Consider the following 14,443-nt stretch of genomic DNA (forward strand, 5'->3'; position numbering starts at 1 on the left):
GCGGCCGTCAAGGCTGGCCGTCGCTCTGCTCTCGCCTCATACCCGCTGCCGCCAGGCCACGCCTTGACGGTCGCAAGCGCGGCGTCATGCTCAAGGCAATCGGGCGCCCGCTTTAATGGTTGCTACGGAATCAATTCACCCGCCGATCCTTCCCCGCCCAATACGGCTCGCGCAGCTGCCGCCGCAGGATCTTGCCTGACGGATTCCGCGGCAGCGCAGGCAGGAATTCCACGCTCTTCGGCGTCTTGTAACCGGCGATGCGCGTCCGGGTGAAGTTGATGATCTCCGTGGCAGTCGCCTGCTTGCCCGGCTTCATCACCACCACGGCCTTCACGGCTTCGCCCCATTTGTCGTCAGGCACGCCGATCACGGCGGCTTCCGCGACATCGGGGTGGTCGCACAGTGCGCTCTCGACCTCGGCCGGATAGATGTTCTCGCCGCCGGAGATGATCATGTCCTTGATGCGGTCGTGGATGTAGAGATAGCCGTCCTCGTCCATGTAGCCGGCATCGCCCGTGCGCAGCCAGCCGTCGCTGCGCAGCGTCGATGCGGTCGCCTCCGGCAGGTTCCAGTAGCCCGCCATGTTGGAGCCCGAGCGCGTCGCGATCTCGCCGACCTGGCGCGGCGGCAGCGGCTTGCCGTCCACGTCCAGGATCGCGATCTCGACGCCCGGCAGCGCCTTGCCGGCCGAGCGCATCCGCTCAAGTCCCTCGACGTGATCCTCCGGCGGCAGCGCGACGATGGTGCCGGTGGTCTCGGTCATGCCGTACAATTGCACGAAGCCGCATTTGAAGACCTCGATGCACTCCTTCAGCAGCGCTGCGGGAATCGGCGAGGCGCCGTACAGCATGTATTTCAGCCGCGAGAAGTCGACCGTCCTGGCGCGCGGCTGCCGCACCACGAACTGCATCGCCGCCGGCACCATGAATAGTTTCGTGATGCCGGACTGCTCGAAGAAATCCAAAACCTTGGTCGGATCGAACTCGCGCGCGATCACGCCGCGGGCACCGTGATAGAGTCCCATGACGCCCCACCCCGAACCGCCGATGTGAAAGATCGGCATCGCCACCAGCGAGACATCGTCGGTCGACCACCGGTTCCACTCCGGCTTGTCCTCGGCATTGCCTGATTGCACCAGGTTGAGGAAGTTGGCATGCGACAACATCGCACCCTTCGGCTTGCCCGTCGTGCCCGACGTGTAGAGCTGGATCGCGATGTCGTGGGTGTCGATCGGCACCTTCGGATCATCGCCGCTCTGCGCATTGCGCCAGGCCGTAAAATCCGGCCATTCCGGCGCGCCGCCCTCGGTGGTGATGACGGTGCGCACGCTTGGTATCTGCTCCCTCATCTGGCGGACGAGCGTGATGAACTCCGGCCCGACGAAAAGCGCCGGCGCATTGCAATCCGAAACGATGAAGGCGACCTCGGGCCCTGCTAGCCGCCAGTTCACCGGCGCCATCACGACGCCTGTCTTCATCGCCCCCATCAGGAGCTCGAAATAGATGTCGCTGTTCTTGCCGAGATAGGCGATGCGGTCGCCCTTCTTCACGCCCATTGCCAGGAGCGCGTTCGCGACCTTGTTGGTCTTGGCGTCGAACTCGGCGAAGCTGGTGGTGCGGCCTTCGAATTCATAGGCAATAGCGCTGCCGCGGCTCTTCGCACGCTCGCGCACCATGTCGGCGAGGTTCGCCAATGGCTGTGTGGACATGTTTCTCCCGGAGCTCTTGTTCTTATGCCCGGGAGTGTGGCGTCATCCGCCGGTGAAGACAAGATGGGTCCCGCTGTCGTCCCGGACAAGCGCGCCTCGAGCGCGCGCAAATCCGGGACTCATAGCCAGAGGAAGTTGTTTGGCGAAGACACGCAGTTACCTGTCTCGCGCCACGACTGCTCCCTGTGGTTATGGGTCCCCGCCCCCGTGCGTTTTGCGCACTAGGCGGGGACGACAACTGGGGGCGTGGTGAAAACGTCAGCCCCTCACACGTCCGCGCATTTGCAATGCGCCGTCACCCCCGCTTCGCGCGGTCCTTCTCGTTCTGAGCCATGATGCTCTCGCGCGCGGTCTTCCAGTCGTCGTCGCTCCAGTCGCGGAGCTGGTAGAAGTTGCCGCCCATGGCGAGCGCCTGGGCGCCGTCCATGGCGATGGTCTCGCCGTTGATCCAGTCGCAGCCGCCGGAGATCAGGAACACGGCCACGTTCTGCAGTTCCTCCATGGTGCCGACGCGGCCCATCGGGTTCATCGCCTTGGTGCGCGCGCCGGCTTCGTCACCGGGCTTGATGCGCTTGCTCATGCCCTCGGTCGGGATCTCGCCCGGGGCGATGGTGTTGAGGCGGATGCCGTGTCGTCCCCATTCGGTGGCAAGCGACATCGTCATGGCGTGGATCGCCGACTTGCTCATCGCCGAGGGCACCACGTAAGGCGAGCCGTTGCGCACCCAGGTTGTGCTGATCGAGACGACGTTGCCGGGCTGCTTCAAGGCGATCCAGCGCTTGCCGACCGCATGTGTCACGTAGAACGTGCCGTGCATGACGATGTTGGCGACCGCATCGAAGCCGCGCGGCGAGAGCTCCTCGGTCCGCGAGATGAAATTGCCGGCCGCATTGTTGATGAGATCGGTGAGGGGGCCATCGCGGAAGATGCTCTCGATCATCTCCTCGACCGCGAGCGCATTGCGGATGTCGACGCCGTGGCTGGTGGCGCGGCCGCCGTAGAGATCCATCAGCTCGGTTGCGGTCTCGTCGCACACGATCTTGCGCCGACCGCAAATGTGCACCTCGGCGCCGAGTTGGAGAAAGCGCGCCGCCATCGACTTGCCGAGGCCGGTGCCGCCGCCGGTCACGAGAATGCGCCGGCCCGCCAGAAGATTTTCCTTGAACATGGCTGTTTCCTCTGCCGCGATTGTCAGTTAATTGGTCGATTGACTAAATCCGGCCGCCGGCGTCCTGTAAAGCGGCACTGAACAAGAACAGGCAAGAACTAGGGGAGAATTCGTCCATGGACGACCGCGTCTCGATCTCGATCTCGGAAGGCGTCGCCGATGTGCGCCTGGTGCGCGCCGACAAAATGAACGCGCTCGATCAGCCCATGTTCGAGGCCCTCGTCGCCGCAACCGACCGGCTGTCGAAGGAGAAGGGCGTGCGCGCCGTTGTGCTCTCGGGCGAAGGCCGCGCCTTCTGCGCCGGGCTGGACATAGGGCGTTTTGCCGCCATGAAGGAGAAGGGTGGCAACGGAATTCCGGGTGGCGAAAATCGCGATCTCACGGTGCGCACCTATGGCAAGGCCAACTTCGCGCAACAGGCGGTGTGGGGCTGGCGCCAGCTACCGATGCCTGTGATCGCGGCCGTGCACGGCGTCGCCTTCGGTGGCGGCTTCCAGCTCTCGCTCGGCGCCGACATGCGCTTTCTCCGCTCGGATGCGCGCATGTCGATCATGGAGATCAAATGGGGTCTCGTGCCCGACATGGCTGGTACGCCGATCCTGGCCTCGCTGGTGCGCGACGACATCCTGCGCGATCTCACCTACACCGGGCGGATCTTCTCGGCGCAGGAGGCGCTGGCTTACGGCCTCGCCACGCGCATCTGCGACGATCCGCACGCTGCGGCGCTTGATGTCGCGCGCGAGATCGCAGGGAAAAGCCCCGATGCGATCCGCGCGGCGAAGCGAATGCTGAACAATCTCTCGGTCGATCCGGGCCCGGCGCTGCTCGCCGAATCCGTCGAGCAGCAGAAGCTGATCGGCAGCCCCAACCAGACCGAGGCCGTGCGCGCCAACCTGGAGAAGCGCGCGCCGAATTTTGCGAATTAGCAGTCTGCCGTCATTCCGGGGCGATGCGAAGCATCGAGCCCGGAATCCATAACCCCGACTCGTGGTTATGGATTCCGGGCTCGCGCCAAGAGGCGCGCGCCGGAATGACGACCGTGGTTGTGTCGACGCCCTTCAAACCCGACGAAAGATCGGAACTCAACAATGAGCCAAACGCCCCCCTTCCTCGGCATCGTCTCCGGCGAGCGCCGCCGCTCTCACGCCGAGGTCACTGAGCGCGCCGACCGTATCGCGTCCGGCCTCGCCAAGATCGGCGTCCGCCCGGGCGATAGCGTCTGCATGCTGATGCGCAACGACATCGCCTTCCTCGAAGCCGCCTATGCCGCGATGCGGCTGGGCGCCTATGGCGTGCCGATCAACTGGCACTTCAAGCCGGAGGAGATCACCTACATCCTCAAGGATTCCGGCACCGCCGTGCTGATCGCTCATGCCGACATGCTGCACGCTTTGCGCGATGCGATTCCTGAGGGAGTCACCGTGCTCAGCGTGCCGACGCCGCCGGAAATCCGCTCCAACTACAAGATCGATCCCGATCATCTGAAGACGCCGGACTTCGCGATCGACTTCGAAGCCTGGCTCGCGCAACACCCGCCCTATGACGGCCCGATCGTGCCGCAGCCCATGAACATGATCTACACGTCGGGCACGACAGGCCATCCCAAGGGCGTCCGCCGCAACGCGCCGACGCCGGAGCAGCAGTCTGCCGGTGAGCGCATGCGTGCGATGATCTATGGGCTCAAGCCCGGCGCCCGCGCATTGCTGCCGGGGCCGCTCTATCATTCCGCGCCGAACTCGTTCGGCATCCGCGCCGGCAAGCTCGGCGGGGTGCTGGTGCTGATGCCGCGCTTCGAGGCCGAGGAATTCCTGCAAGCGATCGAGCGCTACAAGATCGACACCATCTTCATGGTGCCGACCATGTTCATCCGCCTGATGAAGCTACCCGAGGAGGTGCGCAGGACGTACGACGTCTCCTCGCTCCGCCACGTCATCCACGCCGCCGCGCCGTGCCCGGCCGACGTCAAGCGCGCCATGATCGAATGGTGGGGGCCGGTGATCTACGAGTTCTACGGCTCGACCGAATCCAGCGCCGTGACCTTCGCAACCTCCGAGGATGCGCTGAAGAAGCCCGGCACCGTCGGCAAGATCTCGCCGGGCGCCGAGCTGCGCTTCATCGGCGACGACGGACGTGTGCTCGGCGTCGGCGAGATCGGGGAGATCTATTCCCGCATGGCCGAGATGGCCGATTTCACCTATCACAACAAGCCGGAGAAGCGCGCCGAGATCGACCGCGACGGCTTCATCACCTCCGGCGACGTCGGCTATATCGATGAAGACGGCTACGTCTTCATCTGCGACCGCAAGCGCGACATGGTGATATCAGGCGGCGTCAACATCTACCCGGCCGAGATCGAATCCGTGCTGCATGCGGCGCCCGGCGTGCATGATTGCGCCGTGTTCGGCATCCCCGACGCCGAGTTCGGCGAGGCGCTGATGGCCGTGGTCGAGCCGCAACCCGGGATCACGCTCGCTGCGTCCGATGTCCGCGCCGCGCTGAAGGCGCATCTGGCCGACTACAAGGTGCCCAAGCACATCGAGATCCGCACCGGCCTGCCGCGCGAAGATTCCGGAAAGATATTCAAGCGCCGCCTGCGCGATCCCTATTGGGAGCAGGCGGGAAGGAAGATCTAGCTACTTCGTAGCCCGGATGGAGCGCAGCGCAATCCGGGATGATCTCTCCACGGCAAGAGATCCCGGATTACGCTTGCGCTCCATCCGGGCTACGCCGCTTCACCTTGCGCGCCCTGAAGCGTCCTGGCACGGACAAATTCCGAGCCTATATGGATGGGATCATCCACCTCCGGATCGTCCCATGGCCCCCGTTTCCATCCTGCTCAACATCCTCTGGATCCTCATCGGCGGCGCCTGGATGGCGTTCGGCTGGCTGATCGCCGCGATCGTCATGGCGATCACCATCATCGGCCTGCCCTGGGCGCGGGCGGCGTTCAACATCGCCGTCTACACGCTGCTGCCGTTCGGCTCGCGAGCAGTCAGCCGCTACGAGGTTACCGGTGTCGAGGATATCGGCACCGGCCCGCTCGGGGTAATCGGCAACATCATCTGGTTCGTGCTCGCCGGCTGGTGGCTGGCGCTCGGTCACCTCCTGACCGCGCTCGTTCTCGCCGTCACCATCATCGGCATCCCGTTCGCCTGGGCTCATCTGAAGCTCGCCGGCATCGCGCTCTGGCCGATCGGCAAGGTGATCGTGCCGGCTTAGGACGTTGCCTCAACGTCGGCGTTCGGCGGCAGAGCGGAGCCGTGTGGCGCCGTCGCGGACTCAATCGCGCGGGCTACTTCTTTTTTGGTGTCAACCAGTCCTCGTCTTCCAGGGACGGTGCTTGTTTCTGCTGTTCCAGGATTTTTCTGTACTCCTCCGGGATCACCTGGCTGCGAGATGCTTCATGCAGCGTGTGTGGGAACCAGGTCGCAATGCCGGGGAAGGCAATCATCAGGCCAACGCAGATCACCTGCAGCACCATGAACTGGAACATGCCAGCGTAGATCGTTCCGAGACTCCAGCCCTTGACCACCTGCTTGAGATAGTACGCTGACATGGCGACGGGCGGCGACAGGAAGGCGGTCTGCAGCACCACCGCAACCAACGCTCCGAACCATATGAGGTCGATGCCCATGCCTTTCACGACAGGATAGAAGATCGGCAGAAACACCAGGATGATGGCCGGCCACTCAAACGGCCACCCCAGCAGGAAAATGAGAAGGAGCACGACAATCAGCATGAGGCTCGGCGGCAACTGCAGGCCGAGCATCGTCTCGGTGATCCAGTTCGCTGAGCCAAGGCGGGCGAACACCGCACCGAAGATGTTCGACGTGACCGCCAGCAGGAGGACCATGCTCGACGTCGCCATCGTCGAGATCAGCGCCCGTTGCAGTCCCCTGAGCGAGAACCTGCGATATGCGATGGCCAGGATCAGCGCGCCGACGCTGCCGATGCCGGCGGCCTCCGTCGGCGTCGCAAGCCCCCCGATGATCGAGCCGAGCGTCGCCGTGATGAGTCCGAGCAACGGCAGCGTGCCGACGGCCACCTCGCGTGCAATGTATCCAGCGGAGTAGATCCGCTCATCCTTTGGCACTGGCGGCCCGAGCTTGGGATTGATGAAGGAGCGGCCCATCAGATAGATGATGTAGACGCCGGCCAGCAGAAAGCCCGGTCCGAAGGCTGCAGCATAGAGATCGGCGACCGAAACCCCGAGCACCGGCCCCATCACGATCAGCATGACCGACGGGGGAATGAGAATACCGAGCGTGCCGCCCGCCGTGATGGTGCCCGCTGAAAGCTTGGCATCATAGCCCGCCTTCGTCATGATCGGCGATGCCATGATGCCAAGAACGGTGACGGCTGCGCCGACGATGCCTGTCGCCATCGCGAACACGGTCGAGGTCAGGATGACGACGAGGAAGAGTGCGCCGCGCACCGGCGCAAGCAGCATGCGGAATGCCGTAAAAAGGCGCTCCATCAGTCCAGCCTGCTCGGTGATGAAGCCCATGAAGATGAACAGCGGTACGGCGGCGAGAAGTTCTTCCTTCATCATGCCGATGGTCTGGAAGTAACCAAGCTCGAAGACCGTCCCGCCCATGCCCCAGTAGCCGAACGAGAAGGCGAGAAACAGCAACGTGAACGAGATCGGCACACCGATGAAGATCGCGCCCAGCAGCACCAGCAGCATGATGAGGCCGATGAGCGCTTCTGCGGTCATATCTCGACTTTCTCCTTATGCTCCAGCTCGACGCCGGTGCGCGCCATGTAGATGCTCTTGATCAACTCGGACACGCCCTGGACCAGCAGCAGAAGGCAGGCGAGCGGCACGACGAATTTGAACGGCCACAGCACGGGCCGCCAGGGAGTCTGGTCCGAAGTCTCGTTGATCAGCCAGGCGTAGTGAAATTCGTTCCAGCTGATCAGGAAGAGCATGATCAGGCTCGGGAAGAAGAAGACGACATAGGAGATCGTATCGATCCAGCCCTTCCTACGGATCGAGAACTTCTCCCAGAAGAAGTCGGTACGGATATGAGCACCCTTGTGCAGCGCGTAAGCGGCGCCAAGCATGAAGAGCGAGCCGTACAGCATGTAGGTTGCGTCGTAGGCCCATATGGTCGGCGCGTTGAACAGGTAACGCGCTCCAACCTCATAGGCGACGGCGAGAACCAGCGGCACCGAGAGCCACGAGATGATCGTGCCGGTCCGGTCGGTGAAGCCGTCGATCATCCTGATGATAGCCAGAAGCGCCGGTGGCTGCCCGCCTGTTATCTCAGCCATGCCTCGCCCCTTTCGCCGATCATTCGTGCGGCGCAAAGCAGGCCGCCTGCGTGCGAATTGAGGGCGGCCAAATCGGCCGCCCTCGGAGGAAGTCCTATTTCTCGGTTGGGAAGTAGTAGTTCGCCATGAAGGAGTATGGCGGGAAGTAAGACCTCTTGTACGGCACGACAGCGCTGGCATACGCCTTCTGCGAGTCGTGCACCTTCTTGAAGAACGGGTTCCTGGCGCCCTCGGCCGCCGCGATCTCGTCCCACTTCTTGATGAAGGCCAGCAGGATCTCCGTCGGTGTGCGGAGGATCTGTACGCCGTGCTTCTGCTGCATCTCAATCAGCGCATCGGCGTTCTGGCGCTGCCACTTGGTCCACCAGACGAGGAATGTCTCGTTGGCCGCCGACTTGATGATCTCCTGATGTTGCGGGCTGAGCTCTTTCCACACATCGCCGTTGATGACGAGCTCGCCGACCGTCACGTTCTCATGCAAGCCGGGTGAATAGTGATACTTCCAGACGTTGTGGAAGCCGAGCTGCATGTCCTCGATGCCGCCGACCCATTCGGCGCAATCGATCACGCCGCGTTGCGCGGAGGGAATGATTTCTCCGCCCGGCATGTTGACCACCGTGAAGCCGAGCGCCTGCCACACTTCGCCGGCCATGCCGGTCTGGCGGCATTTCATGCCCTTCATGTCCTCGACCGTCTGGATCGGCTTCTTGAACCAGCCGAACGCCTGCGGCCCTGCAGGCAGGATTGGAAACACGACGAGGTTGAGCTTGAGCTCCTTCTGATAAAATTCGTTGTAAAGCTCGAGGCCGCCGCCGTGATAGAGCCAACCCATCACGTCCATGAAGTCCATGCCGAAGGTGCCGCCGGGACCGCCGGTGAACAGGATCGCGGTCTTGTTCTTGCCGGTCCAGTAGCCGGCCCACGCATGCGCTCCGTCGAGCACCTTCTTGTTGGTTGCGTCCAGCACCTCGAACGCCGGCACGACCTGGCCGGCGGGCATCGCCTCGATCTTCAGCGCGCCGGCTGACAGCTTGTTCACTCGGTCGACGAAATAGGTGAAGTTGTCATAGAGCGTGAGCGACGCCGGCCATGTGGCCTGCATCTTCAACACCTTCGTCTGCGCCATGACTGTTGTGGTGGATACGACAAACGCCGAAGCGATCAAGGCAACGGCGACCAATCCCAGAAACATGCGTTTCATGAGCCATCTCCTCCCTTGGACAACGTGACCGCGGCGAACTATTCTCTTCGTTGTTCTTGGTCGCCAAGTCTTCAAACCACGTCTGTCATCATTCTGCCACCATCGTCGCAAGTTGTCATCTTGCTTTCTGGCCGTAGCAAGCGCTGGAATTGGACATGGTCGAGACGTCAGCTCTTTGACCCTTCGGCGACGAACCTCCATTCGTTTGTTACGCTGGCTGTCGGTGGCAAACCAGACGCCCGGGGCGCCTTTGGCTGCGGCGGGACGCGGCCAGGCGATCGGCGCACACCATGCCTCGCGTTGCCCGACGGGCAAAACACGCGAATGCAGGTCAAGTGGCGGGAGTGCAAATATTCTGATTGACCGAATTCGCTGTTTCGGGTAAACCGCAACACATCCCGGCTCGTCAAAGGGACGTTTCGCGATCGTCACGATACGTAGGCCGGGATGCGATGGACGCGGCAGCGCCGGCGCGTGACGGGATGGCAGGGCGGGCAAACCCGTGAGCCATCGCGATCCGCGGCACGACACGGTGTGGTCACAACGTTGCTTTTCGGCATTGGGGGCGAGCACGCGCGAGCTTCCGACAGTCCGGGAGAGACGTCCGCGGATGGCAAAAGCGTGTGGTCCTGACGCCCGGGGTCTGTGCGTCAAGGCTTGCGGTGGTGAAGCGGCCCGACCGGGCGCGCGCATCAGTGATCCGCAAGGCGACGGGGGCAATAGTGCATCGCTCCCGGGGAGAGCGCGCCATAAGCCGTAAAACCATTGCGCAGGGAAGGCCGGGATGTTCCGGCATCACCTGTGGTCACCCCGCGTGCGTCTTGTCGCGTGCGGACCTCGGGTGCCGGCTGGCGCCCGGCCTTCCCTGCGCCCTTGCTTCTCGATGAGGGCGAAACGGATAGCAAAACTTCGGGCGCCTGCGCCGCGAGACCGCGAAGGCATGTTTGTTGACCAGGCTGGCCATTCTCGTGCCCCGGACGCAGCGCAGCGCTCCTTCAGCGATGCGACTGCAGAGTCGGGGCCCATGTCGCGGCTGTCGCCCCTGGGGCCCCGGCTCTGCGCAGCAACGCTAAGCGGCGTTGCTGCTTGTCCGGGACACGAGCGCCGCCAGCGGTTTGCGTCGCCCCAACTTCATCTTGCACTGCGGTAGAAAAATATCGCACACTCTGCCGGACCGGGCCGCCAAGGGCGCGAGCAGGGGAGCGAGCCATGTCCCTCCAGACCGTATCATCCGACAGCACTGAGCAGCGCCCCAACCGCTCTGAGGATGTCCAGGCGATGGAGGCCGATGCCCGGCTGCGGGACGACATCCGCCTGCTTGGCCGCATTCTCGGCGACACCGTGCGCGACCAGGAAGGGGCCGACGTGTTCGACCTGGTCGAGCGCATCCGCCAGACCTCGATCCGGTTCCACCGCGACGAGGACCGGCTCGCCCGCCGCGAGCTCGAGCAGATCCTCGACAGCATGTCGACCTCCGAGACGGTGCGCATCGTCCGCGCCTTCAGCTATTTCTCGCATCTCGCCAACATCGCCGAGGACCAGAACAACATTCGACAGATGCGCGCGCGCGCGGCGGCCAAGAATGGCAGCTCCGGCGTGCTGGCGGAGACACTGGCGCACGCCAAGGCGGCGGGCATTGGTCCCGATCAGCTCCGCAACTTCTTCAAGACCGCGCTGGTCAGCCCGGTGTTGACCGCGCATCCGACCGAGGTCCGCCGCAAGAGCACCATGGACCGCGAGATGGAGATCGCAGCCCTGCTCGATCGCCGCGAGCGTGTCGCCATGACCGCGGAGGAGGCCGATGCCGGCGACGAGCAGCTCCGCCGCGAGGTGCTGACGCTGTGGCAGACCAACCTCTTGCGCCGGACCAAGCTCACCGTGCTGGATGAGGTCGCCAACGGCCTGTCGTTCTACGACTACACCTTCCTGCGCGAGGTGCCGCGGCTCATCAACGCGCTGGAGGATCGGCTGGAGGAGGGCGGCGAGCAGCAGGCGGCCGGCGAGCTCGCCTCGTTCCTGCGCATGGGCAGCTGGATCGGCGGCGACCGCGACGGCAATCCCTTCGTCACCGCCGACGTGATGCGCGGCACGCTGCGGCTGCAGTCGAGCCGGGTGATGCAGTTCTATCTCAACGAGCTGCACGTGCTCGGCTCCGAGCTGTCGATCGCAGCCCACCTCGCCGACGTCTCCGAGGAGCTGCGAACGCTTGCCGAGCGCTCGCCGGACACCTCGCCGCATCGGAGTGGCGAGCCCTATCGCCTCGCGGTATCAGGCATCTATGCCCGTCTCACCGCGACGGCTGAAAAGCTCGAGGTCGAGATCACGCGCCGGCCGGTCGGCAAAGCGGCGCCTTACGAGAGCGTCAGGGAGCTGCTGGCCGATCTCGACGTGCTGCATCGCTCGCTGATCTCCAACAACGCCCGCGTCATCGCCCGCGGCCGGCTGCGGCTCTTGCGCCGCGCGGTGGATTGCTTCGGCTTTCACCTGGCCCGGCTCGACATTCGCCAGAACTCGGCCGTCCACGAGCGCACCATCGCCGAGTTGATCGACGCCGCCAATCCCGGCATGTCCTATCTCGCGCTCGGCGAGGACGCTCGCATCTCGCTGCTGACCAACGAATTGCGCTCGACGCGCGCACTGGTCTCGCCCTTCGTCAAATACAGCGACGAGACCATGGGCGAGCTCAACGTGTTCCATGCCGCCGCGGAAGCGCATGCGAAATTCGGCTCGGACGCCATTCCTCAATGCATCATCTCGATGTGCAAGGGCATGTCCGACATGCTCGAGGTCGCCGTGCTCCTGAAGGAGGTCGGCCTCGTCCATCCCTCCGGCCGTAGCGCCATCAACATCGTGCCGCTGTTCGAGACCATCGAGGATTTGCAGGCTTCGAGCAGCATCATGGACCGCATGCTGTCGTTGCACGATTACCGCCGGCTCGTCGACAGCCGCGGCAGCGTGCAGGAGGTCATGCTTGGGTACTCCGACAGCAACAAGGACGGCGGCTTCGTCACCTCGGGCTGGGAGCTCTACAAGGCCGAGATCGGCCTCGTCGAAGTGTTCGAGCGGCACCACGTGCGCTTACGTCTGTTCCACGGCCGCGGCGGCTCGGTGGGTCGCGGCGGCGGGCCGAGCTATGACGCCATCATCGCGCAGCCCGGCGGCGCGGTGAACGGCCAGATCCGCATCACCGAGCAGGGCGAGATCATCTCGTCGAAATATTCCAACACCGAGGTCGGTCGCAACAATCTGGAAATCCTCGCCGCGGCGACGCTGGAGGCAAGTCTGCTGCATCCGCGCCAGAGCGCGCCGCGCCGCGAATATCTGACCGCGATGGACGAACTCTCGAACCTCGCCTTCAAGGCCTATCGCGGCCTCGTCTACGAGACCGAAGGCTTCGTCGAGTACTTCTGGTCGTCCACCGTCATCAACGAGATCGCCACGCTCAACATCGGCAGCCGTCCGGCCTCGCGCAAGAAGACCCGCGCGATCGAGGACCTCCGCGCGATTCCCTGGGTGTTCTCCTGGGCGCAATGCCGACTGATGCTGCCGGGCTGGTACGGCTTCGGCAGCGCGGTCGAGCAGTGGATCGCGGAGCATCCAGAGCAGGGCATGCCGTTCCTGAAGGAGCTCTACAGGGAATGGCCGTTCTTCCGCATGCTGCTGTCGAACATGGACATGGTGCTGGCCAAGAGCTCGATCGCGATCGCCTCGCGCTATGCCGAGCTGGTGCCGGACGAGGCCTTGCGCGAAAAAATCTTTGGCCGCATCCGCCGCGAATGGCATTCCTGCATCGAGACGCTGCTCGACATCATGGGTCAGGACCGTCTGCTCCAGGGCAACCCGCTGCTGGAGCGCTCCGTGCGCCACCGCTTCCCCTATCTCGATCCGCTTAACCACGTGCAGGTCGAGCTCTTGAGAGAGCACCGCGCGCAGAACCCCGACGAGCAGGTGCTGCGCGGGATCCAGCTGACCATCAACGGCATCTCGGCGGGGTTGAGGAATACGGGGTAGGGCGAGTTGCGAATGGCGAGTAGCGAATAGAAACCCTATTCGCCATTCGCCACTCCATATTCGCGCTACCTTACACCGGATCCCAGGTGAAGATGTCGGCGGAGCGGTCGAGCTTGTAGAACGAGCCCTTCAGCGCCGGCATGCCGTGGTCCGCGATCGACTGCGGAGTCCAGCCTTCGTTCCGCTGCACCGAGCGGATCGGACGGTTCTGGCTGAACAGGAAGATCTCGTTCATGCGCACGCCAAAGATCTGGCCGGTGACGTCCTTGGCGGAATCGCCGAGCAGATAGCCGCAGAGCGGCGCGATCTTCTCCGGGCCCATCTGCTTGATCTTCTCGACACGCGCCTTCTCGGCGTCGGTCTCGGTCGGGATGGTGCCGATCATGCGGGTCCAGGCGAACGGCGAGACGCAGTTGGAGCGGACGTTGAAGCGGCCCATGTCGAGCGCGATCGACTTGGAGAGCCCGACGATGCCGAGCTTGGCCGCCGCATAATTGGCTTGGCCGAAATTGCCGATCAGGCCGGAGGTGGAGGTGAAGTGCACGAACGAGCCCGACTCCTGCTCACGGAAAATGCGGGCCGCGGCGTGGCTGACGTAGAACGAGCCCATCAGATGCACCTTGATGACGGCTTCGAACGCTTCGACGCTCATCTTGTGGAAGATCATGTCGCGCAGGATGCCGGCATTGTTGACGACGCCGTCGAGCCGGCCGAAATGATCGGTCGCGGTCTTCACGATCTTGCTGGCGGGAATGGCTTCCGCGACGCTCTCGAAATTGGCGACCGCCGTGCCGCCGCGCTTCTTGATCTCCTCGACTACCTCCTCGGCAGGCGCCGCGTTCGAACCCGCGCCGTCGGCGGCTCCGCCGGGATCGTTGACGACGACCTTGGCGCCCTCGGCGGCGCACAGAAGCGCAATCTCGCGCCCGATGCCACGGCCTGCGCCGGTGACGATGATGACCTTGTCTTGCAGTGATTTTGTCATGCTAGCCTCTCTATGTTGCCTTCGGCCGCAGCTAACTCGGCTCGTCATGCGCGGGCTTGACCCGCGCATCCATCTTCAGAAGAGGATGGATTG

Annotated in this window: 10 protein-coding genes; 4 read left to right on the forward strand and 6 right to left on the reverse strand. The window is 63.8% G+C overall.

What is annotated here, in order from left to right:
• Positions 1-130 precede the first annotated feature (130 nt).
• A complete protein-coding gene (locus I6F17_RS35200) occupies positions 131-1,708 on the reverse strand; it encodes a fatty acid--CoA ligase (RefSeq protein WP_225131089.1) in 1,578 nt (525 codons plus the stop codon).
• A gap of 295 nt (positions 1,709-2,003) precedes the next feature.
• Positions 2,004-2,876 (reverse strand): SDR family oxidoreductase, encoded by an 873-nt coding sequence (locus I6F17_RS35205; protein WP_225131088.1) that lies wholly within the window; start codon positions 2,874-2,876, stop codon positions 2,004-2,006.
• Positions 2,877-2,992: 116 nt separating this feature from the next.
• Here I6F17_RS35205 and I6F17_RS35210 point away from each other — a divergent pair, with 116 nt between their 5' ends.
• The 3 genes from I6F17_RS35210 to I6F17_RS35220 all read left to right on the forward strand — a co-directional run bounded on the left by I6F17_RS35210 (position 2,993) and on the right by I6F17_RS35220 (position 6,095).
• A complete protein-coding gene (locus I6F17_RS35210; protein WP_225131087.1) occupies positions 2,993-3,802 on the forward strand; it encodes a crotonase/enoyl-CoA hydratase family protein in 810 nt (269 codons plus the stop codon).
• Positions 3,803-3,964: 162 nt separating this feature from the next.
• Positions 3,965-5,509, forward strand: coding sequence for an acyl-CoA synthetase (locus I6F17_RS35215; protein ID WP_225131086.1), 1,545 nt, complete (start codon positions 3,965-3,967; stop codon positions 5,507-5,509).
• Between the two features lie 181 nt (positions 5,510-5,690).
• On the forward strand, positions 5,691-6,095 hold the full coding sequence (locus I6F17_RS35220; protein WP_036044658.1) for a YccF domain-containing protein: 405 nt from the start codon (positions 5,691-5,693) through the stop codon (positions 6,093-6,095).
• A 73-nt stretch (positions 6,096-6,168) separates the two neighbouring features.
• On the opposite strand, the gene I6F17_RS35225 is transcribed toward I6F17_RS35220, so the two are convergent.
• The 3 genes from I6F17_RS35225 to I6F17_RS35235 all read right to left on the reverse strand — a co-directional run bounded on the left by I6F17_RS35225 (position 6,169) and on the right by I6F17_RS35235 (position 9,354).
• Positions 6,169-7,593 carry a TRAP transporter large permease subunit gene (locus I6F17_RS35225; RefSeq protein WP_225131085.1) on the reverse strand — a complete coding sequence of 475 codons (1,425 nt, stop codon included), beginning with the start codon at positions 7,591-7,593 and terminating at the stop codon, positions 6,169-6,171.
• Positions 7,590-8,153, reverse strand: a complete 564-nt coding sequence (locus I6F17_RS35230; RefSeq protein WP_085968941.1) for a TRAP transporter small permease subunit — start codon at positions 8,151-8,153, stop codon at positions 7,590-7,592. Before I6F17_RS35230 ends, I6F17_RS35225 begins: the two co-directional genes overlap by 4 nt.
• A 94-nt stretch (positions 8,154-8,247) precedes the next feature.
• A complete protein-coding gene (locus tag I6F17_RS35235; protein WP_036006206.1) occupies positions 8,248-9,354 on the reverse strand; it encodes a TRAP transporter substrate-binding protein in 1,107 nt (368 codons plus the stop codon).
• 1,209 nt (positions 9,355-10,563) lie between these two features.
• Here I6F17_RS35235 and ppc point away from each other — a divergent pair.
• The gene (ppc, locus tag I6F17_RS35240) at positions 10,564-13,365 is read left to right on the forward strand and encodes a phosphoenolpyruvate carboxylase (RefSeq protein WP_225131084.1); all 2,802 of its coding nucleotides are present in this window, start codon (positions 10,564-10,566) and stop codon (positions 13,363-13,365) included.
• Positions 13,366-13,435: 70 nt separating this feature from the next.
• Here ppc and I6F17_RS35245 read toward each other — a convergent pair whose 3' ends face one another.
• Positions 13,436-14,350, reverse strand: a complete 915-nt coding sequence (locus I6F17_RS35245; RefSeq protein WP_036044641.1) for an SDR family NAD(P)-dependent oxidoreductase — start codon at positions 14,348-14,350, stop codon at positions 13,436-13,438.
• Positions 14,351-14,443 lie beyond the last annotated feature (93 nt).

The sequence above is a fragment of the Bradyrhizobium sp. NBAIM18 genome, from assembly GCF_020193825.1.
Taxonomy (GTDB): domain Bacteria; phylum Pseudomonadota; class Alphaproteobacteria; order Rhizobiales; family Xanthobacteraceae; genus Bradyrhizobium; species Bradyrhizobium yuanmingense.

What these genes read in the sequence shown, in the direction of transcription:
- I6F17_RS35205 (WP_225131088.1), bottom strand. Translation starts at nt 2,876, where the DNA reads ATGTTCAAGGAAAATCTTCTGGCGGGCCGGCGCATTCTCGTGACCGGC.
- I6F17_RS35225 (WP_225131085.1), bottom strand. Translation starts at nt 7,593, where the DNA reads ATGACCGCAGAAGCGCTCATCGGCCTCATCATGCTGCTGGTGCTGCTG.
- I6F17_RS35210 (WP_225131087.1), top strand. Translation starts at nt 2,993, where the DNA reads ATGGACGACCGCGTCTCGATCTCGATCTCGGAAGGCGTCGCCGATGTG.
- I6F17_RS35220 (WP_036044658.1), top strand. Translation starts at nt 5,691, where the DNA reads ATGGCCCCCGTTTCCATCCTGCTCAACATCCTCTGGATCCTCATCGGC.
- I6F17_RS35230 (WP_085968941.1), bottom strand. Translation starts at nt 8,153, where the DNA reads ATGGCTGAGATAACAGGCGGGCAGCCACCGGCGCTTCTGGCTATCATC.
- I6F17_RS35200 (WP_225131089.1), bottom strand. Translation starts at nt 1,708, where the DNA reads ATGTCCACACAGCCATTGGCGAACCTCGCCGACATGGTGCGCGAGCGT.
- I6F17_RS35245 (WP_036044641.1), bottom strand. Translation starts at nt 14,350, where the DNA reads ATGACAAAATCACTGCAAGACAAGGTCATCATCGTCACCGGCGCAGGC.
- I6F17_RS35215 (WP_225131086.1), top strand. Translation starts at nt 3,965, where the DNA reads ATGAGCCAAACGCCCCCCTTCCTCGGCATCGTCTCCGGCGAGCGCCGC.
- ppc (WP_225131084.1), top strand. Translation starts at nt 10,564, where the DNA reads ATGTCCCTCCAGACCGTATCATCCGACAGCACTGAGCAGCGCCCCAAC.
- I6F17_RS35235 (WP_036006206.1), bottom strand. Translation starts at nt 9,354, where the DNA reads ATGAAACGCATGTTTCTGGGATTGGTCGCCGTTGCCTTGATCGCTTCG.